This window comes from Rhodococcus antarcticus, from assembly GCF_026153295.1.
Taxonomy (GTDB): domain Bacteria; phylum Actinomycetota; class Actinomycetes; order Mycobacteriales; family Mycobacteriaceae; genus Rhodococcus_D; species Rhodococcus_D antarcticus.
The window spans coordinates 2410704-2435931 of sequence record NZ_CP110615.1 but is presented as its reverse complement, the minus strand read 5'-3'; the positions used below and the strand labels follow the sequence as shown (position 1 = coordinate 2435931).

General features: G+C 74.1%; 28 protein-coding genes and 3 tRNA genes. 19 read left to right on the top strand and 12 right to left on the bottom strand.

Annotation, left to right across the window (positions count from 1 at the left end; all coding sequences use genetic code 11):
• The first annotated feature begins 55 nt into the window (after nucleotides 1–55).
• From RHODO2019_RS11855 to RHODO2019_RS11820, 8 genes are all read left to right on the top strand, one after another.
• A complete protein-coding gene (locus RHODO2019_RS11855; protein ID WP_265381991.1) occupies nucleotides 56–1318 on the top strand; it encodes an MFS transporter in 1263 nt (420 codons plus the stop codon).
• 26 nt (nucleotides 1319–1344) lie between these two features.
• Nucleotides 1345–2832 carry a cryptochrome/photolyase family protein gene (locus tag RHODO2019_RS11850; RefSeq protein WP_265381990.1) on the top strand — a complete coding sequence of 496 codons (1488 nt, stop codon included), beginning with the start codon at nucleotides 1345–1347 and terminating at the stop codon, nucleotides 2830–2832.
• A gap of 9 nt (nucleotides 2833–2841) precedes the next feature.
• Nucleotides 2842–3366, top strand: a complete 525-nt coding sequence (locus RHODO2019_RS11845; protein WP_265381989.1) for a MauE/DoxX family redox-associated membrane protein — start codon at nucleotides 2842–2844, stop codon at nucleotides 3364–3366.
• Nucleotides 3363–4157: a DsbA family protein gene (locus RHODO2019_RS11840; RefSeq protein ID WP_265381988.1), complete on the top strand. Its 795-nt coding sequence runs from the start codon at nucleotides 3363–3365 to the stop codon at nucleotides 4155–4157. The genes RHODO2019_RS11845 and RHODO2019_RS11840 overlap by 4 nt, the downstream gene beginning before the upstream one ends.
• A 74-nt stretch (nucleotides 4158–4231) precedes the next feature.
• Nucleotides 4232–4304 (top strand) — tRNA-Ala (locus RHODO2019_RS11835).
• 220 nt (nucleotides 4305–4524) lie between these two features.
• Complete coding sequence (ctaD, locus tag RHODO2019_RS11830; RefSeq protein WP_265381987.1) at nucleotides 4525–6288, top strand: aa3-type cytochrome oxidase subunit I; 1764 nt, start codon at nucleotides 4525–4527, stop codon at nucleotides 6286–6288.
• A gap of 114 nt (nucleotides 6289–6402) precedes the next feature.
• Entirely contained in the window at nucleotides 6403–7623 is a 1221-nt protein-coding gene (gene serB, locus RHODO2019_RS11825; RefSeq protein WP_265384743.1) for a phosphoserine phosphatase SerB, read from the top strand.
• A gap of 74 nt (nucleotides 7624–7697) precedes the next feature.
• Nucleotides 7698–8345, top strand: coding sequence for a peptidyl-tRNA hydrolase (locus RHODO2019_RS11820; protein WP_265384742.1), 648 nt, complete (start codon nucleotides 7698–7700; stop codon nucleotides 8343–8345).
• Here RHODO2019_RS11820 and RHODO2019_RS11815 read toward each other — a convergent pair.
• The 3 genes from RHODO2019_RS11815 to RHODO2019_RS11805 all read right to left on the bottom strand — a co-directional run bounded on the left by RHODO2019_RS11815 (nucleotide 8342) and on the right by RHODO2019_RS11805 (nucleotide 12398).
• Nucleotides 8342–10360, bottom strand: coding sequence for an ATP-dependent DNA helicase (locus RHODO2019_RS11815; protein ID WP_265381986.1), 2019 nt, complete (start codon nucleotides 10358–10360; stop codon nucleotides 8342–8344). The two genes, RHODO2019_RS11820 and RHODO2019_RS11815, sit on opposite strands and share 4 nt — an antisense overlap.
• Nucleotides 10361–10439: 79 nt before the next feature.
• Nucleotides 10440–11021, bottom strand: a complete 582-nt coding sequence (locus RHODO2019_RS11810; protein WP_265381985.1) for an isochorismatase family protein — start codon at nucleotides 11019–11021, stop codon at nucleotides 10440–10442.
• Nucleotides 11022–11051: 30 nt separating this feature from the next.
• The gene (locus RHODO2019_RS11805) at nucleotides 11052–12398 is read right to left on the bottom strand and encodes a nicotinate phosphoribosyltransferase (RefSeq protein ID WP_265381984.1); all 1347 of its coding nucleotides are present in this window, start codon (nucleotides 12396–12398) and stop codon (nucleotides 11052–11054) included.
• On the opposite strand from RHODO2019_RS11805, the gene clpS reads away from it, so the two are divergent.
• The 6 genes from clpS to RHODO2019_RS11775 all read left to right on the top strand — a co-directional run bounded on the left by clpS (nucleotide 12397) and on the right by RHODO2019_RS11775 (nucleotide 16666).
• Nucleotides 12397–12696 (top strand): ATP-dependent Clp protease adapter ClpS, encoded by a 300-nt coding sequence (gene clpS, locus RHODO2019_RS11800; protein ID WP_265381983.1) that lies wholly within the window; start codon nucleotides 12397–12399, stop codon nucleotides 12694–12696. The genes RHODO2019_RS11805 and clpS overlap by 2 nt on opposite strands.
• A 38-nt stretch (nucleotides 12697–12734) precedes the next feature.
• Nucleotides 12735–13319 (top strand): oxidative stress transcriptional regulator AosR, encoded by a 585-nt coding sequence (gene aosR, locus RHODO2019_RS11795; RefSeq protein ID WP_265381982.1) that lies wholly within the window; start codon nucleotides 12735–12737, stop codon nucleotides 13317–13319.
• On the top strand, nucleotides 13316–14308 hold the full coding sequence (locus tag RHODO2019_RS11790; protein WP_265381981.1) for a P1 family peptidase: 993 nt from the start codon (nucleotides 13316–13318) through the stop codon (nucleotides 14306–14308). The genes aosR and RHODO2019_RS11790 overlap by 4 nt, the downstream gene beginning before the upstream one ends.
• A 92-nt stretch (nucleotides 14309–14400) precedes the next feature.
• Nucleotides 14401–14982: a rhomboid family intramembrane serine protease gene (locus RHODO2019_RS11785; protein WP_265381980.1), complete on the top strand. Its 582-nt coding sequence runs from the start codon at nucleotides 14401–14403 to the stop codon at nucleotides 14980–14982.
• On the top strand, nucleotides 14979–15860 hold the full coding sequence (gene murI / locus RHODO2019_RS11780; RefSeq protein ID WP_265381979.1) for a glutamate racemase: 882 nt from the start codon (nucleotides 14979–14981) through the stop codon (nucleotides 15858–15860). Before RHODO2019_RS11785 ends, murI begins: the two co-directional genes overlap by 4 nt.
• Nucleotides 15861–15886: 26 nt before the next feature.
• Nucleotides 15887–16666, top strand: coding sequence for an MBL fold metallo-hydrolase (locus RHODO2019_RS11775; RefSeq protein ID WP_265381978.1), 780 nt, complete (start codon nucleotides 15887–15889; stop codon nucleotides 16664–16666).
• A gap of 4 nt (nucleotides 16667–16670) precedes the next feature.
• Here the strand turns inward: RHODO2019_RS11775 and RHODO2019_RS11770 are convergent, their stop codons facing one another.
• A complete protein-coding gene (locus RHODO2019_RS11770) occupies nucleotides 16671–17675 on the bottom strand; it encodes an FAD binding domain-containing protein (RefSeq protein ID WP_265381977.1) in 1005 nt (334 codons plus the stop codon).
• Nucleotides 17676–17912: 237 nt separating this feature from the next.
• Here RHODO2019_RS11770 and rph point away from each other — a divergent pair, with 237 nt between their 5' ends.
• Nucleotides 17913–18686, top strand: a complete 774-nt coding sequence (rph, locus tag RHODO2019_RS11765) for a ribonuclease PH (protein ID WP_265381976.1) — start codon at nucleotides 17913–17915, stop codon at nucleotides 18684–18686.
• Complete coding sequence (gene rdgB / locus RHODO2019_RS11760; RefSeq protein WP_265381975.1) at nucleotides 18686–19288, top strand: RdgB/HAM1 family non-canonical purine NTP pyrophosphatase; 603 nt, start codon at nucleotides 18686–18688, stop codon at nucleotides 19286–19288. The genes rph and rdgB overlap by 1 nt, the downstream gene beginning before the upstream one ends.
• Here the strand turns inward: rdgB and RHODO2019_RS11755 are convergent.
• The 4 genes from RHODO2019_RS11755 to bcp form a co-directional block, all read right to left on the bottom strand.
• Nucleotides 19285–19641, bottom strand: coding sequence for a DUF3817 domain-containing protein (locus RHODO2019_RS11755; protein WP_265381974.1), 357 nt, complete (start codon nucleotides 19639–19641; stop codon nucleotides 19285–19287). The genes rdgB and RHODO2019_RS11755 overlap by 4 nt on opposite strands.
• Entirely contained in the window at nucleotides 19638–20027 is a 390-nt protein-coding gene (locus tag RHODO2019_RS11750; protein ID WP_435532222.1) for a hypothetical protein, read from the bottom strand. Before RHODO2019_RS11750 ends, RHODO2019_RS11755 begins: the two co-directional genes overlap by 4 nt.
• A gap of 76 nt (nucleotides 20028–20103) precedes the next feature.
• Nucleotides 20104–20179, bottom strand: a tRNA-Leu gene (locus RHODO2019_RS11745).
• Nucleotides 20180–20195: 16 nt separating this feature from the next.
• The gene (bcp, locus tag RHODO2019_RS11740) at nucleotides 20196–20669 is read right to left on the bottom strand and encodes a thioredoxin-dependent thiol peroxidase (RefSeq protein ID WP_265381972.1); all 474 of its coding nucleotides are present in this window, start codon (nucleotides 20667–20669) and stop codon (nucleotides 20196–20198) included.
• Nucleotides 20670–20733: 64 nt separating this feature from the next.
• On the opposite strand from bcp, the gene RHODO2019_RS11735 reads away from it, so the two are divergent.
• Nucleotides 20734–20955 carry a DUF3618 domain-containing protein gene (locus tag RHODO2019_RS11735; protein ID WP_265381971.1) on the top strand — a complete coding sequence of 74 codons (222 nt, stop codon included), beginning with the start codon at nucleotides 20734–20736 and terminating at the stop codon, nucleotides 20953–20955.
• A 164-nt stretch (nucleotides 20956–21119) separates the two neighbouring features.
• Here the strand turns inward: RHODO2019_RS11735 and RHODO2019_RS11730 are convergent.
• Nucleotides 21120–21192, bottom strand: a tRNA-Lys gene (locus tag RHODO2019_RS11730).
• A gap of 123 nt (nucleotides 21193–21315) precedes the next feature.
• Between RHODO2019_RS11730 and RHODO2019_RS11725 the strand changes: the two genes are divergently transcribed.
• On the top strand, nucleotides 21316–21486 hold the full coding sequence (locus RHODO2019_RS11725; protein WP_265381970.1) for a hypothetical protein: 171 nt from the start codon (nucleotides 21316–21318) through the stop codon (nucleotides 21484–21486).
• Here the strand turns inward: RHODO2019_RS11725 and RHODO2019_RS11720 are convergent.
• Entirely contained in the window at nucleotides 21476–21727 is a 252-nt protein-coding gene (locus tag RHODO2019_RS11720) for a hypothetical protein (RefSeq protein WP_265381969.1), read from the bottom strand. The two genes, RHODO2019_RS11725 and RHODO2019_RS11720, sit on opposite strands and share 11 nt — an antisense overlap.
• 186 nt (nucleotides 21728–21913) lie before the next feature.
• Between RHODO2019_RS11720 and RHODO2019_RS11715 the strand changes: the two genes are divergently transcribed.
• Complete coding sequence (locus RHODO2019_RS11715; protein WP_290428870.1) at nucleotides 21914–22072, top strand: WhiB family transcriptional regulator; 159 nt, start codon at nucleotides 21914–21916, stop codon at nucleotides 22070–22072.
• A gap of 10 nt (nucleotides 22073–22082) precedes the next feature.
• On the opposite strand, the gene RHODO2019_RS11710 is transcribed toward RHODO2019_RS11715, so the two are convergent.
• Entirely contained in the window at nucleotides 22083–24410 is a 2328-nt protein-coding gene (locus RHODO2019_RS11710; protein WP_265381968.1) for a thiamine pyrophosphate-binding protein, read from the bottom strand.
• 92 nt (nucleotides 24411–24502) lie between these two features.
• A complete protein-coding gene (locus RHODO2019_RS11705; protein ID WP_265381967.1) occupies nucleotides 24503–25201 on the bottom strand; it encodes a polyamine aminopropyltransferase in 699 nt (232 codons plus the stop codon).
• Between the last annotated feature and the right edge of the window lie 27 nt (nucleotides 25202–25228).

Sequence of the window (25228 nt, the reverse complement as noted above, 5' to 3'; positions counted from 1 at the left end):
GGGGTGGGTCCGAGACCGGTACGGGCGTACAGTTCCGCTGGTCCTGGTCGGCGACGTGGGGAGCACGGTGTTCGGGCGAGGCACGGCGCGCGTCCGCACCGCGAAGGTGCCCCTGCCGCGCGAGATCTGGGTGCTCGTGGCGGCCAGCTTCGTCATCGCCATCGGGTTCGGGATCGTCGCCCCCGCCCTGCCCGCGTTCGCCACCAGCTTCGACGTCGGGGTCACGGCCTCCTCCGCGGTGATCAGCGCGTTCGCGCTCATGCGCCTGCTGTTCACCCCCACGGCCGGCTCGCTGGTCCAGCGGCTGGGGGAGCGGCCGGTGTACCTCGTCGGCCTCGTCGTCGTCGCGGTGTCCACCGGCGCCTGCGCCTTCGCCCAGTCCTACTGGCAGCTGCTGGTGTTCCGCGGGCTCGGCGGCGTCGGCTCCACCATGTTCACCATCTCCGCGCTGGCCCTGCTCGTCCGGATGGCCCCGCCCGGGATCCGCGGCCGGGTCACCGGGCTGTACGCGTCGAGCTTCCTGCTCGGCAACATCGCAGGGCCCATCGTGGGCGGGCTCCTCGTCGGCTTCGGCCTGCGGGTGCCGTTCCTCATCTACGCCGCCGCCCTGCTGGTGGCCGTGGCCGTGGTGCACACCCAGCTGCGGCACTCCACGCTCGCCGCGCCCGAGGGACCGGACGACCGGCCGACGCTGCGGCTGCGCGACGCCTGGGAGCACCGCACCTACCGTGCCGCGCTGGCCTCGAGCTTCGCCAACGGCTGGGCCGTGTTCGGCGTGCGGGTGGCCCTGGTGCCGTTGTTCGTCGTGGACGTGCTCGGGTCCGAGCCCGCCCTCGCCGGGGTGGCGCTGTCGGTGTTCGCCGCCGCCAACGCGGGCGCGCTGCTGTTCTCCGGTCGGGTGGCCGACGCCCGCGGGCGCAAGCCCCTGGCCGTGGCGGGACTGGTGCTGCTCGGGGCGGGCACGGCCTGGCTGGGGTTCACCACCTCCACACCGCTGTTCCTGCTGGCCTGCGTGGTGGCCGGGCTGGGTGCGGGGATGCTCAACCCCGCCCAGCAGGCCTCGGTGGCCGACGTCATCGGGTCCCGTGGTCGCGGCGGTCCGGTGCTGGTCGGGTTCCAGATGGCCTCCGACGTCGGGGGCATCACGGGTCCGCTGGTGGCCGGGTTCATCGCCGACCGGGTCTCCTACTCCGCCGCCTTCGGCCTCACCGGGGTCATCGTGCTGGTGGCCGCCGCGATCTGGTCCCGAGCCCCGGAGTCCCTGGAGCGTCCCGGGGTGCCCGCAGCCCCGTTGGTGGAGCCGATCACCGGGCGCTGAGCGCCGCCGCGCCCCAGACTTCCGGCGTGACCGTTGATGACGCCCCCCTCTGGGTCTTCGCCGACCAGCTCGGCCCGCACGTGCACTCGGCCCCCGAGCACGCCCACCGGCAGGTGCTGCTCGTCGAGGCCACCTCCGCGCTGCGCCGACGCCGCTACCACCGCCAGAAGCTGCACCTGGTGCTCTCGGGGCTGCGGCACCTGGCCGAGGAGCTCGGTGACCGGGCCGTCCACCTGCGCACCGACACCTACCGCGAGGCCCTCGAGCAGCTGGGTCGGCCAGTGGTGGTGCACGAGCCCACCTCCCGTGCGGCCGAGGCGCTCGTGCACCGGCTCGCCGCCGAGGGACTGGTGGCGGCCGTGCTGCCCACCCCCACCTTCGCCCTGGGCCGGGCCGAGTTCGCGGAGTGGGCGGCCGGTCGGGAGAGCTTCCGCATGGAGGCGTTCTACCGCGAGCAGCGCCGCCGGTTCGACGTGCTGATGGACGCCGGGGAACCCGTCGGCGGTACGTGGAACCTCGACGCCGAGAACCGGGAGCGCCCGCCCAAGGGGCGCACCACCCTGGGCGTGGAGCCGCCCTGGTGGCCCACCGAGGACGCGGTCGACGAGCAGGTGCGCGCCGACCTCGACGCCATGGAGCTGGACACGGTGGGGGTGGACGGGCCTCGGCTGTTCCCCGTCACCCGGAGCGAGGCGGAGCAGGCCCTCGAGCAGTTCGTCGACACCCGGCTCGCGGACTTCGGGCCCCACGAGGACGCCGTGATGGCCGGCGACTGGCCCATGGCCCACTCGTTGCTCAGCGTCCCGATGAACCTGGGCCTGCTGCACCCGCTCGAGGTGGTGCACGCCGCCGAGGCCGCCCACACGCGGGGTGACGCCCCCCTGGCCAGCGTGGAGGGCTTCGTCCGCCAGGTGCTGGGCTGGCGGGAGTACGTGTGGCACCTCTACTGGCACCTGGGCGAGGACTACCTCGACCGCAACGCCCTGGACGCCCACGTGCCGCTGCCGGACTGGTTGACCGAGCTCGACGGGGACGCGGTGACCGCAGCCTGCCTGGCCGACGCGGTGAACGGGGTCCGCGACCGCGGCTGGGTGCACCACATCCCGAGGCTGATGGTGCTGGGCAACCACGCCCTGCAGCGCGGCTACGACCCCCGCGCGCTCACCGACTGGTTCGCCACCGCGTTCGTCGACGGCTTCGCCTGGGTGATGCCGGTGAACGTCATCGGGATGAGCCAGCACGCCGACGGCGGCCTCATCGCCACCAAGCCCTACGCCGCGGGCGGGGCGTACCTCAACAAGATGACCGACCACTGCGGCGGGTGCGCGTACGACCCCAAGGTCCGGGTGGGGGAGAAGGCCTGCCCGTTCACCGCCGGGTACTGGGCCTTCACCCACCGCCACCGCGAGCGCCTGGCCGCCAACCACCGGACGGCCCGCGCCGTGGCCTCGATGAACCGCCTCTCCGACCTCGACGCCGTGCTCGCCCAGGAGTCGCTCAGGGAGGAGCTCTAGCCTGTGCGCGTGCAGGGAGTCGGGTGGCCGGTGTGGCTGAGCACCCTGTGCAGGCTCGGGCTCGCCGCGGTGTGGCTCGTGTCCGGCGCCATCAAGGCGGTCGACCCGCTGCAGACCGAGGTCGCGGTGCGGGCCTACCAGCTGCTGCCGGAGCCGGTGGTGAGCCCGGTGGCGACCACCCTGCCGTTCCTGGAGATCGGGCTCGGGCTGCTGCTGCTGCTCGGGGTGGGGGTGCGACCGGTGGCCGTCGCGTCGGTGGTGCTGCTGGGGGTCTTCCTCGCCGGGGTGGGCTCCTCCTGGGCCCGCGGGCTCAGCATCGACTGCGGCTGCTTCGGTGGTGGCGGTGCGGCCGACGTCGGACCGCTGGACTACCTCGCCGAGATCGCCCGCGACGTCGCCTTCGTCGTGGTGGCACTCTGGTTGGTGGCCAGGCCGCGGACGCCGCTGGCGACCGGACCGGGTTCGCGGACGAGCACGGGGCTCCCGCCCGGGGGCGGGCCCGTCGACGACACAGGTGGAGGACGGCGCGCGTGAGCGGCAAGGACAGCAAGGGCCGGGGCGACGGCAGGCCGAGCGGCGGGGTCGGTCGGGGTGGTGGCTCCGGTCGCGGAGTGGTGACGGCGGCCCGGCCGACCCAGTCGAGGCGCGGCACCCTCGTCGCCGGCGGTGCGGTGGTGCTGGTCCTCGCCGTCGTCATCGGCGGTGTGCTCTACCAGCGCTCCCGCACCGCCCCCGTCAACGACGGCTACGGCTCGGCCCAGAGTGCTGCGGTGTCGGTGAGCAACGGCGTGGTCCGCGTGGGCGCGACCGACGCACCGGTGACCCTCGACGTCTACGAGGACTTCCTCTGCCCCATCTGCAGCCAGTTCGAGGGGCTCTACGGCCAGCAGGTGGCCCAGGCCCTCGACGAGGGAAAGGTGGCGGTCAGCTACCACATGCTGGACTTCCTCAACTCGAGGTCGGCCAGCAAGGACTACTCCAGCCGCGCGGCCGGCGCCGCGATCTGCGTGGCCTCCGACGGCACCGGATCGGCCTTCCCGGCCTTCCACACGGCGTTGTTCGCGACGGAGAACCAACCGAAGGAGGGGGCGGGCGACGACCTGAGCAACGACCAGCTCGCCACCCTCGCCGGCACCGCAGGTGCGTCGCAGAGCGCGCAGGCGTGCATCGCCGCCGGCGACCGGACCGCCACCGCGCAGGCCGCCTCGAAGACCGGCCAGGACGCGCTCCAGGCCGCTGTCGGACAGGTGGGGACGCCGACCGTGCTCAACGGGGGCACCCAGGTCAACATCAACGACCGCGGCTGGTTGACCAGCCTGACCTGAGCAGCGCCCCGCTCCGACCAGGCGATTGGGACGTGACTGCGCCGCTGGTGTAACTTCCTCTGCGCAGCACACCCGGGGCTGTGGCGCAGCTGGTAGCGCACCACACTGGCAGTGTGGGGGTCAGGGGTTCGAGTCCCCTCAGCTCCACCGGGAAGCGCGTGCGAACGGCCTGGATCCTCGTGGATCCGGGCCCTTCGTGCGTCCGGGGGTCCCGTCCGCCACGCGGGCGGGGCGTCGGGCGTGAGGGGCGGGTGAGCCCACGCGGGCCGCGAGGTCACGAGTGGGGGTCCGACAGCGCGTAGTGGACGTGCCCGGGCTACCATCCTCCTCGCCGGTGAACGGCGTCTCGAGCAACGTTGGAGGATCTGTGACGGCCCTAGCGCCCCAGCCCGTCGCCACTCGGCCGTACCCGGTCCGAGAGGCGAAGAAGGGCTCTTTCATCCTCAAGATGGTCCACACGACGGACCCGAAGACCATCGGGCTGATGTACCTGGTGACGTCCTTCGCGTTCTTCATCATCGGTGGGCTCATGGCGCTGCTCATGCGCACCGAGCTGGCCGTGCCGGGGCTGCAGTTCCTGAGCAACGAGCAGTACAACCAGCTGTTCACCATGCACGGCACGATCATGCTGCTGCTCTACGCGACGCCCATCGTCTTCGGCTTCGCCAACTACATCCTGCCGCTGCAGATCGGGGCGCCGGACGTGGCGTTCCCCCGGCTGAACGCGTTCTCCTACTGGCTGTACCTGTTCGGCGCCATCATCGTCGTCGCCGGGTTCATCACCCCCGGTGGTGCCGCGGACTTCGGCTGGTTCGCCTACACCCCGCTCTCGGACGCCGTGCACTCCCCGGGCGCCGGCGCGGACCTGTGGATCACCGGACTCATCGTCGCCGGCCTCGGCACCATCCTCGGTGCGGTGAACATGATCACCACGGTGGTCTGCCTGCGGGCCCCCGGCATGACGATGTTCCGGATGCCGATCTTCACCTGGAACATCCTGGTGACCTCGATCCTCATCCTGCTCGCGTTCCCGATCCTCACCGCAGCGCTGTTCGGGCTGGCGGCCGACCGCCACCTGGGCGCCCACGTCTTCGACCCGGCCAACGGCGGGGTGATCCTGTGGCAGCACATGTTCTGGTTCTTCGGCCACCCCGAGGTGTACATCGTGGCCCTGCCGTTCTTCGGCATCGTCAGCGAGGTCTTCCCGGTGTTCAGCCGCAAGCCGCTGTTCGGCTACAAGGGCCTGGTCTACGCCACCCTCTCCATCGCGGCGCTGTCCATCGCCGTGTGGGCGCACCACATGTACGCCACCGGCGCGGTGCTGCTGCCGTTCTTCTCCTTCATGACCTTCCTCATCGCCGTGCCGACCGGGGTGAAGTTCTTCAACTGGATCGGCACCATGTGGAAGGGCCAGATCACCTTCGAGACGCCGATGCTGTTCGCGGTCGGCTTCCTGATCACGTTCCTGTTCGGTGGGCTCACCGGTGTGCTGCTGGCCAGCCCGCCCATCGACTTCAACGTCTCCGACACGTACTTCGTGGTGGCGCACTTCCACTACGTGCTGTTCGGCACCATCGTGTTCGCGACCTACTCCGGCATCTACTTCTGGTTCCCCAAGATGACCGGCCGGATGATGGACGAGACCCTGGGCAAGTACCACTTCTGGACCACGTTCATCGGCTTCCACACCACCTTCCTGGTCCAGCACTGGCTCGGTGCCGAGGGCATGCCACGCCGCTACGCCGACTACCTGCCCACCGACGGGTTCACCACCCTGAACACCATCTCCACGATCGGCGCGTTCATCCTCGGGGCGTCCACGCTGCCCTTCCTGTGGAACGTGTTCAAGAGCTACCGCTACGGCGAGATCGTGACCGTCGACGACCCGTGGGGCTACGGCAACTCCCTCGAGTGGGCCACCTCCTGCCCACCGCCACGGCACAACTTCGTCGAGCTGCCCCGCATCCGCTCCGAGCGCCCCGCGTTCGAGCTGCACTACCCGCACATGGCCGAGCGGATGCGCCTGGAGGCCCACACCGGAAGTGCGCAGCACTCCGGCGCGGTGTCGGAGAAGCTCACCAACGCACTCGAGCCCGACGAGGTCAACGGCAGCGACGCCCGCTCCCGGTAGAGGTCGGTTCCACCGCAGCGCCCCCGGGCCCCGTCCGCACCAGCGGCCGGGGCCCGCGGCGCCACGCCGACCCGGGCTGCCCGCCCCCGAGCTGGAGGTCTCCCACCCGTGAGCGTGCCCCTGCCCACGTCCGTGCTCGTCACCGTGACCGGTCCGGACGGTCCCGGTGTCACGTCGGTGCTGTTCGCCGCGCTGACCCAGCACTCCGTGGACGTGCTCGACGTGGAGCAGGTGGTGATCCGGGGCCGGCTGACGCTGGGTGTCCTGGTGCTCTGCCCCGGTGACGCCGAGGAGCTGCAGGAGGCCGTCGAGCAGGCCATGAGCACCGTCGACGTCCACGTGGACGTCGAGATCGCTCCGAGCACCGGGCCGCGCGCCTCCTCCACCCACGCCGTGGTGGTGCTGGGGCGGCCCGTCACCGCCAGGGCGCTGAGCGCACTGGCCCGCGAGCTCGCCGCGCGCGGGGCCAACATCGACTCCATCCGCGGGGTGGCCGACTACCCGGTGACCGGTCTCGAGCTGGCCGTGACCGCCGCCGACGACGCGCGCGAGGACGACTCTGCGCTGCGGGCCGCGCTGGCTGCCGTGGCTGCCGCGGAGGGCGTGGACGTGGCGGTGGAGCGGGCCGGTCTGGCCCGGCGGTCCAAGCGGCTCATCGTCTTCGACGTCGACTCCACCCTGGTGCAGGGCGAGGTGATCGAGATGCTGGCTGCCCGCGCCGGGCAGGAGGCGGCCGTCGCCGAGGTCACGGCCGCGGCCATGCGTGGCGAGCTCGACTTCGCGGAGTCGCTGCACCGCCGGGTGGCCGTGCTCGCGGGGCTGCCCGCCTCCGTCGTCGACGACGTGGCCGACAGCCTGGAGCTCACCCCGGGTGCACGCACGACCATCCGGACCCTGCGGCGCCTCGGCTTCCGCTGCGGGGTGGTCTCCGGCGGGTTCACCCAGGTCATCGAGGGCCTCGCGCGCGAGCTGGAGCTCGACTTCGTGGCCGCGAACACCCTGGAGATCGTGGGCGGGGTGCTGACCGGACGCGTGGTGGGAGACGTGGTGGACCGTCCCGCCAAGGCGGTGGCCCTGCGCCGCTTCGCCACCCAGGCGGGCGTGCCGATGGACCAGACGGTGGCCGTGGGCGACGGCGCCAACGACATCGACATGCTCGCCGCCGCCGGCCTCGGCATCGCCTTCAACGCCAAGCCGGCGCTGCGCGAGGTGGCCGACGCCGCGATCTCCCACCCCTACCTGGACGCGGTGCTGTTCGTGCTGGGCGTGACCAGGGACGAGGTGGAGGCCGCGGACGCCCGCGACGGTCTGGTGAGCCGGGTCCCGATCCCGTGACCGGCCCCGTGCTGGCCGCGATCGCCGACCCGCGCACGCGGCCCGATCCCGAGGACCCGGCCCGGGTGCTGGCCATGCCGCTGGTGCTGCGCATCGAGCGGGCGGACCCGCCAGCCCGGACCGCGCTGCTCGCGGCCGCGGCGAGTGCCGCGCTCGCCGTGTGCCTGGACCCGCGGTCCGGGACGGCCGAGGACGGCGAGCCCGGTCCGTGGCGCGAGCCCGTGCTGGAGTGGTGCTCCGGACGCATCCGCAAGGTGAGCCGCCGGGCCCGCGGTGCGCACTGGGCGGCGGTCGGCGTGCTGGACGGGGTGACCGTGGACGTGGGGGGAGCGCAGGCGAGGGCGCTGGTCCCGGTGGCCGTGGGTGAGACGCCGCCGCAGGTCCGGCGGCTGCAGATCAGCGGCACCGAGCTGGAGCCCGACGAGCCGGGCGGGGTGCCGGACGGGACGCCCGTGCTGTGGCTGGACGCCGGGCTGGAGATGACCGTGGGGAAGGCGGCCGCCCAGGTGGGCCACGCGACGATGCTGCTCGCGGCCTCGCTCGGGGCGACGGAGCTGGCGGCGTGGCGGGCGACGGGGTGGGCGTGCGCGGTGCGGGACGCGACGCCGGAGCGCTTCGCGCGGGAGCTGGGCCGGCCGGGCTCGGTGGCCGTGCGGGACGCGGGGTACACGGAGGTGCCGGCCGGGTCCGTGACCGTGGTGACGCGCTGGCGGCAGGGCTAGGCCGTGAGCCGGGCGAGTGCTGCGCGGACCACGGCTGGATCGGTCGTCGGCCAGAACGGCGGCAGCGACGCTCGCAGGTAGCCGCCGTAGCGCGCGGTGACCAGGCGCGGGTCGAGCACGGCCACCACGCCCCGGTCGTCGACGCTGCGCAGCAGCCGACCCACCCCCTGGGCGAGCAGCAGCGCGGCGTGGTTCGCCGCCACGGACAGGAACCCGTTGCCCCCGGCGCTCTCCACCGCGCGCTGCCGTGCCACGAGCAGGGGGTCGTCGGGCCGCGGGAACGGGATGCGGTCGAGGATCACCAGCGACAGCGAGCGCCCCGGCACGTCCACCCCCTGCCACAGCGAGAGGGTGCCGAACAGCGAGGTCGCCTCGTCGGCGGCGAAGCGCGTGATCAGCTGGCCGGTGGAGTCGTCGCCCTGGCACAGCACCGGGGTGTCCAGCCGCTCGCGCATGGCCTCGGCGGCGGTCTTGGCGGCCCGCATGGAGCTGAACAGTCCCAGGGTACGGCCGCCCGCGGCGCCCACGAGTCCCTCGATCTCGGCCAGGTAGGACTCCACGAGCCCGTCGCGGCCCGGCGCGGGCAGGTGCTTGGCCACGTAGAGGATCCCGGCGCCGGAGTGGTTGAACGGCGAGCCGACGTCGAGGCTGCTCCACCGCGCGGCGGGCACCACCTCCTTGCCGGAGGCCGTCGCCGCGCTCACCGGGGCGCTGTTCTCCGCGGGCAGCCCCCACTGCCGGGCCAGGCCGTCGAAGCTGCCGCCCAGGGCCAGGGTCGCCGAGGTCAACACCACGGTCGCCTCGGCGAACAGGCTCGCGCGCAGCAGCCCGCCCACGCTGAGCGGCGCCACCCGCACCACCCGTCCCCGGCGCTCCTCGTCGGCCAGCCACACCACGTCACGGCGCTGGGCCGGGTCCGGCTCGTCGAAGGCGGTGAGGACGCGGACGGCGGTGTCGTGGACCTCCTCGACCAGGGCCAGGGCCGCGGTCCGGGCGGCCGCACCCTCGGGGTCGGAGGCGTTCTGCCCGGGCCTGGCCGGGCCGATCGCCGTGCGCAGCGACCACGCCGCGTCCCGCACGGTGGTCAACGGGCCCGCCATGCCCTCGGGCAGGGCCTCCCAGCGACCGGGCGTCGTCTCGGTCAGGGCCAGGGTGAGCAGGTCGCCGGCCTCGGTGAGGTGGTCGACGTCCCGGTCGTCGGCGAGCTTGGCGCTGCGCCGGGCGGCGGCGGCGACGGCCCCGCCGAACAGCTCGGCCGTGGCGACGCCCGTCACCCGGTCCACCAGCTCGTGCGCCTCGTCGATGACGACCACGTCGTGCTCCGGCAGCACCGGCACGCCCGTGATGGCATCGATGGCCAGCAGAGCGTGGTTGGTCACCACCACGTCGACCTTGGCCGCCGAGGCGCGGGCCTTCTCCGCGAAGCAGTCCTGGCCCACCGGGCAGCGGGAGACGCCGAGGCACTCGCGGGCGGAGACGCTGACCTGGCGCCAGGCCTGCTCGGTGACCCCGGGGACTATCTCGTCGCGGTCGCCGGTGGTGGTCTTCTCCGCCCAGGCGGTCAGCCGCTGGACCTCCCGGCCGAGCTTGGACACGGCGAACGGGTCGAACAGGGCGGCGTCCTCGGGCTCCTCCGGTGCACCGGAGGCGAGGCGGTGCAGGCACAGGTAGTTGCGGCGACCCTTGAGGATCGCGAACTCCGGGGTGCGCGGCAGCGACGGGGCCAGGGCCTTGCTGAGCCGGGGGAGGTCGCGGTCCACGAGCTGGCGCTGCAGGGCGATGGTGGCGGTGGAGACCACGACGGTCCTCCCGGACTCCACGGCGTGCCGGATGGCCGGGACCAGGTAGGCGAGCGACTTGCCGGTGCCCGTGCCGGCCTGCACCGCCAGGTGCTCCCCGGTGTCCAGGGCGTGGGCGACGGCCGAGGCCATGGTGACCTGCCCGGTGCGCTCGGTGCCGCCCAGCGCGGTCACCGCGGAGGCGAGCAGCTCGGGGACGGGAGGCAGGTCGGGCACGTCGGGTGACGCTACCGCCGCGGGCCGACCGTTCGCCGTCGCCGGGCCGGGGCGGGCGGGGACGGCCGGTGACCGCAGCTCAGCCGAGCGGGACCCCGCGCAGCACCACGCCGGCCGCGGCCATCTCGGCCAGCGCGCGGTCCACCGTCCCCGGGGCCACCCCGGCGGTGAGGTCGAGCAGCACCGTGGTGTCGAAGCCCTCGGCGACGGCGTCCAGGGCGGTGGCCCGGACGCAGTGGTCGGTGGCGATGCCGACGATCTCCACGCTGTCCACCTCCCGGTCGCGCAGCCACTCGGCCAGGCGCAGACCGTCGGGGTCGGTGCCCTCGAACCCGGAGTAGGCCGCGGCGTGCGCGCCCTTGGAGAACACCGCCGCCACCGCGGCCACGTCGAGGTCGGGGTGGAAGGAGGCCCCGGCCGTGCTCACCCGGCAGTGCGGCGGCCAGGAGTCCACGAAGTCCGGGGTGCTGCTGAAGTGCGCGCCGGGCTCGACGTGGTGGTCGCGGGTGGCCACGACGTGGGCGTACGCGCTGCCCGCCCCCCGCATCTCGGCGATGTGCCGGGAGATCGCGGCCGCCACCGCCGCGCCGCCGGCCACCGCCAGGGAGCCGCCCTCGCAGAAGTCGTTCTGGACGTCGACGACGACGAGCGCGGTGGTCACGGCGGGTGCCTCTCGGTCGGGCGGGTGGGGTCAGTCGAGGAACGTGGTGGGGATGGCGGCCTCGCCGCGGGAGAGCTTCAGGCCCTCCCAGGGCAGGCTGACCAGGGCGGCGGCCAGGTGTGCGCGGGAGTCCTCGAGGGTGGGCAGGCCGTGGAGCAGCTCCCCGTCGCGGACCATCGGGACCACCAGCTCGCGGTCGTGCGCGCCCAGCTCGGGCGGACGACCGGCGCGGTGCACGAGCTCCTCGACCACCGTGCCGGTCTCGCGGGCCCGTCGGACGGCGTGCTTGTGCCCTCCGCGGGAGTTCTTGTGGCTGCTGCGCTTGGCCACGGGGACGCCGTCGACCTCCACGAGCTTGTAGACCATGCCCGCGGTGGGTGCCCCGGATCCCGTGACCAGCGACGTCCCCACCCCGTAGACGTCGACCGGTTCCGCCCGCAGCGCCGCGATGGAGTGCTCGTCGAGGTCGCCGGAGAGCACCACCCGGGTGTTCGTCGCGCCCAGTCCGTCGAGCTGCGCGCGGGCCTGCACCGCCATCACGCCCAGGTCGCCGGAGTCGATGCGCACGGCCCCCAGGCCGGTACCGGCCACCTCGATGGCGGTGGCGATGCCCCGGGCGATGTCGTAGGTGTCCACCAGCAGCGTGGTGCCCACCCCGAGAGCGTCGACCTGGGCGCGGAACGCGGCGGCCTCGTCGGGCCCGTCGGCGTCGGTGTGCAGCAGCGTGAACGAGTGCGCGCTGGTCCCGGAGGTGGGCACGCCGTGGCGCCGGCCCGCCTCCAGGTTGGACGTGGCGTCGAAGCCGGCGAGGTACGCGGCCCGGGCCGAGGCCACCGCAGCCTCCTCGTGGGTGCGCCGCGAGCCCATCTCGATGGTCCGGCGGCCCCCGGCGGCCTGGACCATCCGTGCGGCGGCGGAGGCGACGGCGCTGTCGTGGTTGAGGACCGACAGCGCGAGGGTCTCCAGCAGCACGCACTCGGCGAAGGTGCCGGTGACGGTCAGCACGGGGGAGCCCGGGAAGTACAGCTCTCCCTCGCGGTAGCCCTCGACGGCTCCCGTGAAGCGATAGCCGCGCAGCCACTCCAGCGTCGCCTCGTCCAGGCCGTGCTCCACCGAGGCGAGCTCGGCCTCGCCGAAGGTGAACTCGCGCAGCAGGTCCAGCAGGCGTCCGGTGCCCGCGACCACCCCGTAGCGACGCCCGTGCGGCAGCGAGCGGGCGAACACCTCGAAGGTGCACGCCCGGTGCGCCGTGCCGTTGCGCAGGGCGGCGGAGAGCATCGTCAGCTCGTAGGAGTCGGTGAGCAGGGCGGTGCTCGTGCGCGTCGTCACGATCACGGACTCTACGAGGCGGGCCCCTGGTCGTAGGGTGTCCAGCATGGCTGCACCGCTGGAGGTCGAGCCCGGGACCGCCTCCGACGCCTCGGTGGAGGAGGCCGTCGGCACCGACCGACCGTGGGTCACCGTCGTGTGGGACGACCCGGTGAACCTCATGCACTACGTGACGTACGTGTTCCAGAAGCTGCTGGGCTTCAGCAAGGCGAAGGCCACCGAGAAGATGATGCAGGTGCACAGCGAGGGCCGCTCGACGGTCACCTCGGGCCCGCGCGAGAGCATGGAGGCCGACGCCGCCAAGCTCCAGGGCGCCGGACTCTGGGCCACCGTCCAGCGCGACTGACCGCGCACCGCCCCGTACCGACCACCGAGAAGAGGACCGTGCAGCCCTGGATCCGCAAGGCCTCGCTGACCGGCTCCCGGTTCCGGTCCGAGCTGGAGGCCCAGGAGGCGGCCGTCCTGCGCGGCATGGTCGGTTCCATCACCGAGATGCTCGGTGAGCGCGCGGACGCCGCACCCCAGGACGAGCTCAGCGAGATCACCGGCGTCCGCACCGGGCACAGCACGCCACCAGAGGACGCGACCCTGGCCCGGCTGCTGCCGGACTTCCACCGCACCGACCTCGGCGAGGTGGACGGGGTGGACCCGGCCGGGGCGGGGGACGACTCCGCGGCGGCGCTGCGCAGCCTGCACGAGCCGGAGATCATCGAGTCGAAGCGGGCGGCCGCGGCCGTGCTCCTGGCCACCTGCCCCGCGCACGGTGGACGGGTGAACCTCACTCCCGAGGAGGCCGACGCCTGGCTCGTGGCCATCAACGACGTGCGGCTGTCGCTGGGTGTGGTGCTCGACATCGACGCCGACACCCCCGACGAGCTGCCCGAGGACGACCCGCGCGCCGGCCACCTCGGCGTGTACCACTGGCTGACCTGGGTGCAGGACTCCCTGGTGCAGGTCCTGCTGCCGTGACCCACCCCGGCCCGCGCGACGCCCTCACCGACGTGGCGGGGCTGACCGTGGGCCACCACCAGCGCCTCGGCGGCGGGTGGGCCACGGGCACCACCGTCGTGCTGGCGCCGGCCGGCGCGACCGGTGGGGTGGACGTCCGCGGGGGTGGGCCGGGCACCCGGGAGACCGACCTGCTCGACCCCAGCCACCTCGTGCAGCAGGTGCAGGCCGTGGTGCTGACCGGCGGCAGCGCCTACGGGCTGGCTGCGGCAGACGGGGTGGTGGGCTGGCTCGCCGAGCGCGGGCACGGGTTCCGGGTGGGCCCGGCCGAGCACCACGTGGTGCCGATCGTCCCGGCCGCCGTGCTGTTCGACCTGCACTCCTCCACGGTGTTCGGCAACGTCCCGGACGCGGCGTTCGGGCGGGCGGCGTGCGAGGCGGCCGGGCTCGAGGTGGCCCAGGGTTGCGTGGGGGCGGGCACCGGCGCGCGTGCCGGGGTGCTGCAGGGCGGGATCGGCACGGCCAGCGCGGTCCTCGCGGACGGGACGACCGTGGCGGCCCTGGTGGCGGTGAACCCGGCCGGGTCGGTGGTCGACCCGCGGACGGGGCTGCCGTGGGCGGCGGACCCCGAGCTCGACGGGCTGCGTGCACCCGTGCACGCAGAGGTGGACGCGTTCGCGGCCCTCGCCGACGACGCGGCGCGGCTCAACACGACCATCGGGGTGGTGGCCACCGATGCCGGTCTGACCAAGCCCCAGTGCCGCCGCCTCGCCGTGGCCGCGCACGACGGGCTGGCCCGGGCCGTGCGCCCGGCCCACTCCATGCTGGACGGGGACACCTTCTTCGCCCTGGCCACCGGCGAGGGTGCGGTGGACGTGCCCCGGCTGGACGCCATCACCGCGGCCGGGGCCGACTGCGTGGCGCGGGCCATCGTGCACGCGGTGCTCGCCGCGACCACCGTGACGGGGGTGCGGGCCTACCGGGACGTGCTGCCCTCGGCGCTGGCCTGATCCGCAGCCAGGACGGCCCGCACTACGATCACGACCGTGCTGAGGACCGGGCAGGACCGCGCCGGCCCCCCGGAGGGGTCGGGGGGCGAGCCGTGACCGCCACGCCGACGCCGTCACGGCCGGTCTGGCGCACCGCTCTGCTCGGCTCCGTCGCGTTCGTGGCTCTGCTGTGGGTGCTGGAGGTCGTCGACCAGACCACGGGCTCCGCCCTGGACGCCGAGGTCTTCGCCAACGGGATCACCCCCCGGGACACCGACGGCCTGGTCGGGATCCTGCTCGCACCCCTGCTGCACGGCGGGTTCGGCCACCTCGCGGGCAACACGGTCCCGCTGCTCGTGCTCGGCTTCCTGCTGCTGCTCTCCGGGGTGCCTCGCGCGCTGGCCGTCACCGCCGTGGTCTGGCTGACCGCGGGTGCGGGGGTGTGGCTGGTGGGAGCGCCCGGTGTGCACCTGGGCGCGTCGGTGCTGGTGTTCGGCTGGCTCGCGTTCCTGCTGGTGCGCGGGGTGTTCGCCCGGAACCTGGGCCAGGTGGCGCTCGGCCTCGTCCTGCTGGTGGTCTACGGCGGGGTGCTGTGGGGCGTGCTGCCCGGTGACCCCGGTGTCAGCTGGGAGGGCCACCTGTTCGGCGCGCTGGGCGGGATCGGCGCGGCCGCGGTGCTGGCGCGCCCCCGGTGAGCACCAACCCGGCGGACCGGCCGATCGGGATCTTCGACTCCGGGGTCGGTGGGCTCACCGTGGCGCGGGCGATCATCGACCAGCTCCCCGACGAGGCGGTCCTCTACGTGGGGGACACCGCGAACGGCCCCTACGGTCCGCTGCCCGTCGCCGAGGTCCGTGCGCACGCCCTCGCCGTGGCCGACGACCTGGTGGAGCGCGGGGTCAAGGCGCTCGTGATCGCGTGCAACACCGCCAGCGCCGCGTGCCTGCGCGACGCCCGGGAGCGCTACCCGGTGCCGGTGGTCGAGGTGATCCTGCCGGCGGTGCGCCGAGCCGTAGCGACCACGCGCAGCAGCCGGGTGGGGGTCATCGCCACCCGGGGCACCGTCACCTCGCGGGCCTACGACGACGCCTTCGCCGCCTCCGCCGTGCAGCTCACCACCGCCGCCTGCCCGCGGTTCGTGGACTTCGTCGAGCGCGGGGTGACCAGCGGGCGCCAGGTCCTCGGCCTCGCCCAGGCCTACCTGGAGCCGTTGCAGGAGGCCGACGTGGACACCCTGGTCCTCGGCTGCACCCACTACCCGCTCCTGTCGGGGGTGGTGCAGCTGGTGATGGGTGACGGCGTCACCCTGGTCTCCAGCGCGGAGGAGACGGCCAAGGACGTGCTCAAGGTCCTCACGACCGCCGACCTGCTGCGCGAGCACGGGGGTTCGGCCCCGCGGCGCACCTTCCTGGCCACCGGGGACCCGGAGCAGTTCGCCCGGCTGGGTCGGCGCTTCCTCGGCCCGGAGCTGACGGCCGTGGGGTCGGCGTCGGTGGGCTCGACGGCGGTGGGGTCGGCGTCGGTGGGCTCGACGGCAGAGGGCTCGACGTCGGTGGGTTCGGTCACGACCTGACGGGGCTCCGTGGCAGCATGGCGGCCATGCGGCTGACCGTGCTGGGGTGCTCCGGGAGCGTGTCCGGCCCGGACTCGCCGGCCTCGGGCTACCTGCTCACGGCCTCGGGCGCCCCCCCGCTGGTCCTCGACCTCGGCGGCGGCACCCTGGGCGCGCTGCAGCGCTACGTGGACCCGGCCGATGCCACCGTCCTGCTCAGCCACCTGCACGCCGACCACTGCCTCGACGTGGCCGGGCTGCTCGTCTGGCGGCGCTACCACCCGCACGCCCGCCCGGGCCTGACCCGGGTGCACGCCCCCTCCGACGCGGCGCTGCGGCTGGGGGTCGCCTCCGCCGAGCGTGGCGGTGAGGTCGACGACGTGACCGACGTGCTGGACCTGCGGCCGTGGGTGCCCGGCGAGACGCTGACCTTCGGCCCGGTCACCGTCGAGGTGGCGCTGGTGGACCACCCGTGCGAGGCCTACGCGATGCGGTTCGCCGACGCCGACGGTGCCACCTTCGTCTACACCGGGGACACCGGGCCCTGCGCGGCGATGACGACCCTCGCGCAGGGGGCGGACGTGCTGCTGGCCGAGGCCTCGTGGACCGACGCCCCGGACCGGCCCGTCGGTGTGCACCTCTCCGGCACCCAGGCGGGTGTGCTCGCGCGCGAGGCCGGGGTGGGGCGGCTGCTGCTCACCCACGTCCCCCCGTGGACCTCGATCGACGCCGTGGTGGCCGAGGCCCGGGCGGAGTACACCGGGGACGTGCACGCCGTCCGCGCGGCGGAGCAGATCGAGCTCGCCCCGGCGACGGCGCGGTCCTAGGCGCCTACTCCGCGCCGGTGCCGGTCTGCTTCCGCGCCAGCTCGCGCAGCACCGTGACGAGGGTGCCGGTGACCATGGGGATCTTGTAGCGGCTGCCCGCGCGGACGTGCGCGTGGGCGAGCTCGGCGGCCGCCGCGGCCCGGAAGGTGCTGTCGGTGGCGGGCGCACCGAGCGCCACCGACTCGGCCAGGGTCGCCCGCCAGGGCTTGGGTGCAACGCCGCCGAGCCCGATCCGCACGGCGGTGACCGTGCCGGCCGTGACCTCCAGCGCGGCGGCCACGGAGACGAGCGAGAACGCCTGCGCCGACCGGTCGTGGACCTTGCGGTAGGTCGAGCAGCGCGCGGCGGCGTCGGCCGGGGGGAGCTCGACGTGGGTGACGAGCTCGCCGTGCGCCAGCACCGAGTCCCGCTCGGGGTGCGCGCCGGGCAGGCGGTGCAGCGCCACCACCGGGACGCGGCGCTCACCCTCGGGGCCCAGGACCACCACGACGGCGTCCAGGACCACCAGGGCCACGGCCAGGTCCGACGGGTGGGTCGCCGTGCAGTGCTCGGAGGCGCCGAGCAGCGCGTGGTGGCGGTCGTGGCGGCCCACCGCGGAGCAGCCGGAGCCGGGCTCGCGCTTGCCGCACGGGGCGGAGGCGTCCAGGAAGTGCACGCACCGGGTGCGCTGCAGGAGGTTGCCGGCGGTGGTGGCCAGGGCTCGCTGCGGGCTGGAGGCCCCGCTGAGCAAGGCCTCGACGAGCACCGGGTAGTGCGCCAGGAGCAGCGGGTGCACGGCGAGGTCCGTCGTGCGCACGGCCGCACCGATGCGCAGACCGCCGCCGGGGAGGGCCTCGACCGTGGCGGGCAACCGCGAGACGTCCACGAGCAGTGCGTGCTCCACCAGCCCGAGCCTGAGGCGGTCGACGAGGTCGGTGCCGCCGCCGAGGAAGGCTGCGCCCGGGTCCGCGGCGACCGCGGCCACGGCGGCCGGGGCGTCGGTGGCGCGGGAGTAGGCGAACGGGATCACGCGGGGCCCTCCTGTCCGGCTGCCCGGCGAACCGTGTCGACGGTGCCGTGGCCACCACCGCAGCGGTGGGGTCGGGCGTCATCCTCCCGCAGCGCGCCAGCCACCGTCCGCCACGGTCCGGATCGGCTGTCGCGCTAAACGCGTGCCCAGCCGACCCCGCCGACCCCGCCCGGCCCGCCGTGGCCACCACTCACCTCGTGCTCCACCGCTCCCTGCTGCGCCAGTAGGGTCGCCGGTGTGTCCTCACGCGCCGACGGCAGATCCGACGACCAGCTCCGCGAGGTGCGCATCACCCGCGGGTTCACCGACCACCCGGCGGGCTCCGTGCTCGTCGAGTTCGGCAGCACCCGGGTGATGTGCACGGCCAGCGTCACCGAGGGGGTGCCCGGCTGGCGCCGCGGTTCCGGGCTGGGCTGGGTGACCGCGGAGTACGCGATGCTGCCCGCCGCCACCCACGACCGCAGCGCCCGGGAGTCCGTCAAGGGCAAGGTCGGTGGGCGCACCCAGGAGATCAGCCGGCTGGTCGGGCGCTCCCTGCGGGCGTGCATCGACCTCGCGGCCATCGGCGAGAACACCATCGCGATCGACTGCGACGTGCTGCAGGCCGACGGCGGGACCCGGACCGCGGCCATCACCGGCGCGTACGTGGCCCTGGCCGATGCGGTGACCTGGCTCGGGGCCAAGGGTGCGCTGGCCGACCCCGCACCGCTGTCCTGCTCCATCGCGGCGGTGAGCGTGGGTGTGGTCGACGGCCGCGTGCGGCTCGACCTGCCCTACTCCGAGGACTCCCGTGCGGAGGTCGACATGAACGTCGTGGCCACCGACGCCGGCACCTTCGTGGAGATCCAGGGCACCGGCGAGGGGGCGACCTTCCCCAGGTCGACCCTGGACGCGATGCTCGAGCTGGCCCTGGCCGGGTGCGCCGAGCTCACCCGCAAGCAGGTGGAGGCCCTCGCGGCGCCCTACCCGGGCACGCTGCCCACGCCTGCACCCAAGGGCAAGAAGCGCTGATGCGCCTGCTCGTGGCCAGCCGCAACGCCAAGAAGCTGCGCGAGCTGCAGCGCATCCTCGACGCCGCGGGCATCGTCGGGGTGCAGCTGCTGGGCCTGGACGAGGTCGAGCCCTACGACGAGGCCCCGGAGACCGCGCCCGACTTCGAGGGCAACGCCCTGGCCAAGGCCCACGACGGCGCCGCGGCCACCGGTCTCGCCTGCCTGGCTGACGACTCGGGGATCACCGTAGACGCCCTCAACGGCATGCCCGGGGTGCTGTCCGCGCGCTGGGCCGGCCGGCACGGTGACGACGCGGCGAACACCGCGCTGCTGCTGGCCCAGCTGGCCGACGTCCCCGACGAGCGCCGCGGCGCCGCGTTCGTCTCGGCTGTGGCCCTGGTGGTCCCGGACGTGGGCGAGCACGTGGTGCTGGGGCGGTGGTCCGGCCGGATCACTCGGTCCCCCGCCGGGGCAGGCGGTTTCGGCTACGACCCGGTGTTCGTGCCGGACGGCGAGGACCGCTCCGCGGCCGAGATGGGGGCCGAGGAGAAGGACGGGTCCAGCCACCGCGGTCGGGCCCTGGCCCAGCTGGTGCCCGTTCTGCGCGAGCTCTCCCGCTAGAGCGGGCGCCCGGCGCGCACCCGCTGGCTCACGCGGTGCTCGGCCACGAACGACATGAGCGGGACGGTGCCGGCGAGGAGCACCAGCAGGGCGGGCCCGGGGCGCCACCGCGCCTTGACGGCGAGGTCGAGGCTGGCCAGCAGGTAGACGATGTAGATCCAGCCGTGGGCCACACCGATGACGGTGGTCGAGCCGCCGTCGCCCGAGGTGTACTTGAAGATCACGGCGACGGTGAGGCCGATGAGCAGCACACCGGTGACGTAGGCCATCACCCGGTAGCGCAGCAGGGCCGAGGCCACGCGCGGGGTGAGGGCGGCGGGGGCCGCCGGGGGCGTGGTCGCGGAGCTCGTCATCGGGTGCTCCTCAGGTCCTCGTCCAGCTCCTGGGCGGCCAGGCGGGCGAGGTAGGTGTTGTAGTCGAAGAGCTCGTCGTCCTCGTCGAGGTGGGTCCGGGGGCGCTCGGGGAGCAGCCCGGCGGGGAGCTCGGAGGGCTCCGCCTCGCGCACCTGCTCGGGGGCGGCCCCGGACTCCAGCACCACGAAGCGGCGGTAGGCGTAGATCACGAAAATGGCGAACAGCGGCCACTGGAACGCGTAGCCGAGGTTCTGGAAGGTGCCCCCGGCGGCGGAGAACCTCTCCCACTGCCACCAGCCCAGGCCGAGGCAGGCCACGAACGCCACGACCACCAGCGCGATGAGGGGGCCGCGACGCGGTGTGGTGGTGGTCTCCGGCACGAGCACCACGGTACTACCGGACGTCGTGGTCGGCCCCGGGGCCGTCGGTTGGCGGAGGCACGGCGTCGACGGGTCGCGCAGGTGGTGGGGCCGGAGGGAGTCGAACCCTCACTGGCGCGGACCTAAACCGCGTGCCTCTGCCGTTGGGCTACGGCCCCTGGGGTCGGACGTGCGTCAGAGAGCGAGGTCGCGGATCAGCTTCGCGACGTGCCCGGTGGCCTTCACGTTGTACTGGGCGGTGCTGATCCTCCCCTCGGGGTCCACCACGAACGTGGAGCGGATCACCCCGGTCACCGTCTTGCCGTACAGCTTCTTCTCCCCGAACGCGCCCCAGGCCCGCAGGACCTCCTTGCCCGGGTCGGACAGCACGGGGAAGGTCAACCCCTCGGCCTCGACGAAGCGAGCGAGCTTCGCGGGCGCGTCGGGCGACACCCCCAGGACGTCGAGCCCCGCGCCGTTGAGCTGGGCCAGGTTGTCGCGGAAGTCGCAGGCCTGCTTGGTGCATCCGGGAGTGCCGGCGGCGGGGTAGAAGTAGACGACCACGGAGCGGCCCCGGTAGTCCGCGAGCGACACGGGGTTGCCGTCCGCATCGGGGAGGGTGAGCTCCGGCGCGGTGTCGCCCGGTGCGAGGATCGTCTTCTCGGTCACGAGCCCGGACGGTACCTGCACTACGGTTCCTCCCGACGCAGTGCACGCAGCAGATGGAGGACACGTGGCCCGGGACACCGACAGCATCGAGCGGGACATCGTGCGTGCCCGCGAGCAGCTCGCCAGCACCCTCGACGAGCTCAGCACCCGCGCCAGCCCGCAGCGGCTGGTCGAGAACGCCCGCCGCACGATCAGCACCACGCTCGCCGACCCCAAGGTGCGCGCCGCGCTCGCGGGCGTCGGGGTGCTCGTGGTGGCGCTCGTGGTGGTCCGCGCCCGCCGCTGACCCCCCGAACACGTCCAGGGCCCGACCGCAGACCGCGGTCGGGCCCCTGTGACGTTCGCGTGCCTCCCGGTCCGGCACCCGGCCCGCGCGATGCCTCGGTGGTGGACCCGGGACGAGAACGACCCCCCGCACGAGCTGCGAGGGGTCGTTCTCGAGAGCGGTTGTGCGCCGTCAGGGACTTGAACCCCGAACCCGCTGATTAAGAGTCAGCTGCTCTGCCAATTGAGCTAACGGCGCCTGTCGATCAGACCGGCGGAACAGTAACAGGGCCCGTGGGGCGCCACGAAATCGGCTGGTCAGCGCGGCCGGGAACAGGTGCGCGAGAGGGGCGGACCCTGCCGTGGCGGGAACCAGGCCAACGTGGCTGCCCGGCTGGGAGAGCTCGCCAAGACCGTTCCCGGGGGGCTCGTCGCCGCGGCCCGCGCCGGGCACGCCGGCGACGCCGGGGAGGCTGCGCACTGGCGGACCACAGAGGAGGTGCTGCTCCGCGGTCGAACGGAGCACACCCTCCTGGCGGTGCCTACCCCGTGACGTCGCCCTTCACGCCGAAGACGTCCCAGTGCTCGCTGGTGGGCTCGATCCGTCGCTCGGCCCGCAGGTACGTCGTCTCCAGCCGGGCCAGGGACTGGCGCACCGCCTCGACCTCGACGCCGAGGTCCTTCGCGAGGCCGTGACCGGTGATGCGGACGTGGCCGCTCTTGCGTGGGCCGAGCGTGCGCACGTACGCGACGATCCGCTGGTCCAAGCCGTCGAGGTCCTTGATCGCAGGCATCTGCACTCTCCTCATGTCCGCTCTGACATGCCGACGCGCCGACGTGGCGCGTTCTGGAGGTGAACCTACGGCCCGGGGGGCCCGCTGCACAGGCTGCTCGCGCCAGGCGGTCCCGTGTCGGCGTCGGTGGCCGATGAGCCCCGGTAGGCGCGGAGCCGGACGGCGTGCGCGGAACGGGGTGCCGACGTGAACGTGGACGAGGCGCGGGCGAAGGCGGTCTGCGCGCGGTGCCCCGTGCTCGTCCTGTGCCGCGAGGACGCCCTGGACCGGCGTGAGCCGCACGGCATCTGGGGGGGCACCTCGCCCCGCGACCGCCGCGAGCTGGTCGTCGTCGACGGGGCGTGAGCGCGACTGCTCAGCCCAGCACGTCCAGCGCTGCGGCCACGACGGCGTCCGCGTCCAGGTGGTGGTGGCGGTGCACGCTCGCGAGGTCGCCGCTCTGCCCGAACTGCGTCACCCCGAGGTGGCTGGCCCGCACGCCCCGCACCCCGGCCAGGAACGCCAGGGTGTGCGGGTGCCCGTCGAGCACGGTGACCATGGGCACGGCCCGGTCGGCGCCCAGGACGGCGTCGAGGATCCAGGTGGGCGCGTCGGAGTGCCCGGCGCGGGCCTGCACGGCCTCGAACAGCTTGCCGGGGCTCGTCACCACGACGACGTCGGTCGCGGTGCCCTGGGCCTCGAGCCGGTCGGCGGCCGTCAGGGCCTCGGGGACCAGCGCGCCCATGGCCACGAGGGTGACCCCCGGGCGGTCGCGCCGTCTCAGGGTGTACGCCCCGGCCACCACCTGCCGCCGTCGGCGCTCGCGCGCCGCCGGGTCGGTGGGCACCGCGGCCAGGGTCTGGTCCACCCCGCGGGTGGACAGCCGCAGGTACGCCGACCGACCGCCGGGGCGGCCGAGGTTGCCCAGGGCCGCGAGCAGGCACCACTCGGTGTCGAGGGCGAAGGCGGGTTCCCAGGTGTCGCAGCCCGGCTGCTCCAGCCCGATCGACGGGGTGGTGATCGACTGGTGCGCACCACCTTCCGGCGCGAGCGTGACCCCGGACGGGGTGCCGACGAGGATCGACTGGCCACCGGCGTAGATCCCGAAGCTCCACGGCTCCAGGGCGCGGGCCACGAACGGGTCGTACATCACGCCGATGGGCAGCAGCGGCTGGGCCCAGCGGCTCCACGTCGCCCCCAGCTCGCCCATCAGGCCCACGAGGTTGGTCTCGGCGATGCCCAGCTCCACGTGCTGGCCGGTCGGGCGCTCGCGCCAGTGCAGGATCGTCTCGGAGTCGTCGGCGAACCAGTTCTCCCGCTCGGCCTCCGCCCACACCCCGACCTTGTTCACCCACCCGCCGAGGTTCGTCGAGGAGCTGACGTCGGGGCTCACGGTGACCACGCGGGCGCCCACCTCCGGGGCGGCCCGGTTGAGGTCGAGCAGCGTGCGTCCGAGCGCGGCCTGCGTGGTGGCGGTGCCCGAGGGGGTGCGGCCCAGGTCGGTGGGGACCTCCAGGGTGGGCGGTGCGGGAACGGCCGCACGGCGCAGGCGCGCGCCTGCCGCTGCGCACAGCTCGGCTGCGGCGGAACCGGCGGCGAACGGCGCCCACGGGCGCTCGGGGTCCACCCCCACCCGGGCGGCCAGCTCGTGCAGCTGCTCGCCGGTCAGCAGGGCGGAGTGGTTCTGCGGGTGCCCCTCGGTGGCCAGCCCGTAGCCCTTCAGCGTGTAGGCGAGCACCACGGTGGGCCGGGTGTCGTCGATGGCGTCGAAGGCCTCGTCCAGCGCGGCCAGGTCGTGCCCGCCGAGGTTGCGGACCGCGGCCATCAGGTGCTCGTCGTCCAGGCCGGCGACCAGTGCCGCGACGGCGGGGGCCCCCGGTCCCTCACCGGGCAGAACCGTCCGGGCGCGCTCGGCGCCGTGCCGCAGCAGCCGCTGGTACTCGGGGTTGGTCATGTCGTCGATGCGCCGGCGCAGCGCCTCCCCGCCGGGCCGGGCGAACAGCTCGGTGAGCACCCGTCCGTACTTGACGGTCAGCACCTGCCAGCCCGCCGCGGCGAACATGCCCTCGAGCCGGGTGGCCCCCATGGTGGGCACCACGCGGTCCAGCGACTGGCGGTTGAGGTCGACCACCCACACCACCTCGCCGAGGCTGGCGACCATCGGGTCCAGCACCGCTTCCCACACCGCACCCTCGTCGAGCTCGGCGTCGCCCACCAGTGACCACTGCCGACCGTGCGGCTGCGGGTTGAAGTGCGCCCCGACGTAGCGCCGGGCCAGCGCACCCCAGATCGGGGCGGTGGCGCCGATGCCGACCGAGCCGGTCGAGTAGTCGGCGGGCACCGGGTCCTTCGTGCGGCTGGGGTAGCTCTGCAGCCCGCCGAACTCGCGCAGGGTGGTCAGGTGCGCCGCGTCGAGCTGGCCGAGCACCACCTCGAGGGCGTGCAGCACGGGTGAGGCGTGCGGCTTCACCGAGACCCGGTCCTCGGGGCCGAGGTGGCGCAGGTAGAGCGCGGTCATGATGGAGACGATGGACGCGCTGGAGGCCTGGTGGCCGCCGACCTTGAGCCCGCCGGGGTTGGGCCGCACCCGGTTGGCGTGGTCGACGGTGGCGGTGGCCAGCCACAGCACCCGCTGCTCCACCTCGCGCAGGACCTCGAGCTCGGTGCGGGGCTCGACGGCGGGGCTCGCCGCATTTCCTGACATCAGTGGTGCTCCCAGCTCTGGACGGCGGACCGACTGGTGACGGTAGGCACCCCCCGGCCGTGCGCACCACCCGGCCCGGCACGGCGCCCGGATCACCCCGCGGTGGTGGCCACGTACACCGTGTTGGCCGACTCGCCGCCGGTGTAGGGGTTGGCGAAGGGCACCACGTCCGCGCGGGCCGTGGCGAACACCGCGCCCAGCACCTCGAGCAGGTCGTGGTCGGGCGGGTCGTCCGACCACAGCGCGAACACCCCGCCCGGGTGCAGCCCCGAGGCCAGCCTGGTCAGACCGTCCGCCGTGTAGAACGGCGCGTGGCTCGGGTGCAGGACGGCGCGCGGGGAGTGGTCGACGTCGAGCAGCACCACGTGCGCGGGCCCGAGCGCACCCGTGGCGGCGAGGGCGAAGAAGTCGCCGTGCACGAGCTCGCAGCGCGGGTCCCCGGTGAGCGTTCCAGCCAGCGGGAGCAGCCCGTCCCGGTGCCACCCGATCACGGCCTCAAGGGCGTCGACGACCCGCAGCGACCGCACCCGCGGGTCCTCCAGCGCGGTCACGGCGGTGCATCCCAGCCCCAGGCCGCCGACCACCACGTCGAGCTCGCGGCCGGTGGTCGCGGCCAGCCCCAGCCGGGCGAGCTCCTCCTCGGCCACGGTGAACAGGCTGGACATCAGGAACTCCTCACCCAGGCGCACCTCGTGCACGTCGACCCGCAGCACCGGCTCCCACCGGCGACGCAGGCTGATCTCGCCCATCGCCGTCGGCCGGCGGTCGAGCTCCTCGTACCGTGCGCTCACGACGGTGCACCTCTCCTCGGGTCCGCC

What these genes read in the sequence shown, in the direction of transcription:
- RHODO2019_RS11820 (WP_265384742.1), top strand. Translation starts at nt 7,698, where the DNA reads ATGCCGCTGGTGCTGCGCATCGAGCGGGCGGACCCGCCAGCCCGGACC.
- clpS (WP_265381983.1), top strand. Translation starts at nt 12,397, where the DNA reads ATGGCTGCACCGCTGGAGGTCGAGCCCGGGACCGCCTCCGACGCCTCG.
- RHODO2019_RS11805 (WP_265381984.1), bottom strand. Translation starts at nt 12,398, where the DNA reads ATGCTGGACACCCTACGACCAGGGGCCCGCCTCGTAGAGTCCGTGATC.
- RHODO2019_RS11775 (WP_265381978.1), top strand. Translation starts at nt 15,887, where the DNA reads ATGCGGCTGACCGTGCTGGGGTGCTCCGGGAGCGTGTCCGGCCCGGAC.
- rdgB (WP_265381975.1), top strand. Translation starts at nt 18,686, where the DNA reads ATGCGCCTGCTCGTGGCCAGCCGCAACGCCAAGAAGCTGCGCGAGCTG.
- RHODO2019_RS11755 (WP_265381974.1), bottom strand. Translation starts at nt 19,641, where the DNA reads ATGACGAGCTCCGCGACCACGCCCCCGGCGGCCCCCGCCGCCCTCACC.
- RHODO2019_RS11720 (WP_265381969.1), bottom strand. Translation starts at nt 21,727, where the DNA reads ATGCCTGCGATCAAGGACCTCGACGGCTTGGACCAGCGGATCGTCGCG.
- RHODO2019_RS11710 (WP_265381968.1), bottom strand. Translation starts at nt 24,410, where the DNA reads ATGTCAGGAAATGCGGCGAGCCCCGCCGTCGAGCCCCGCACCGAGCTC.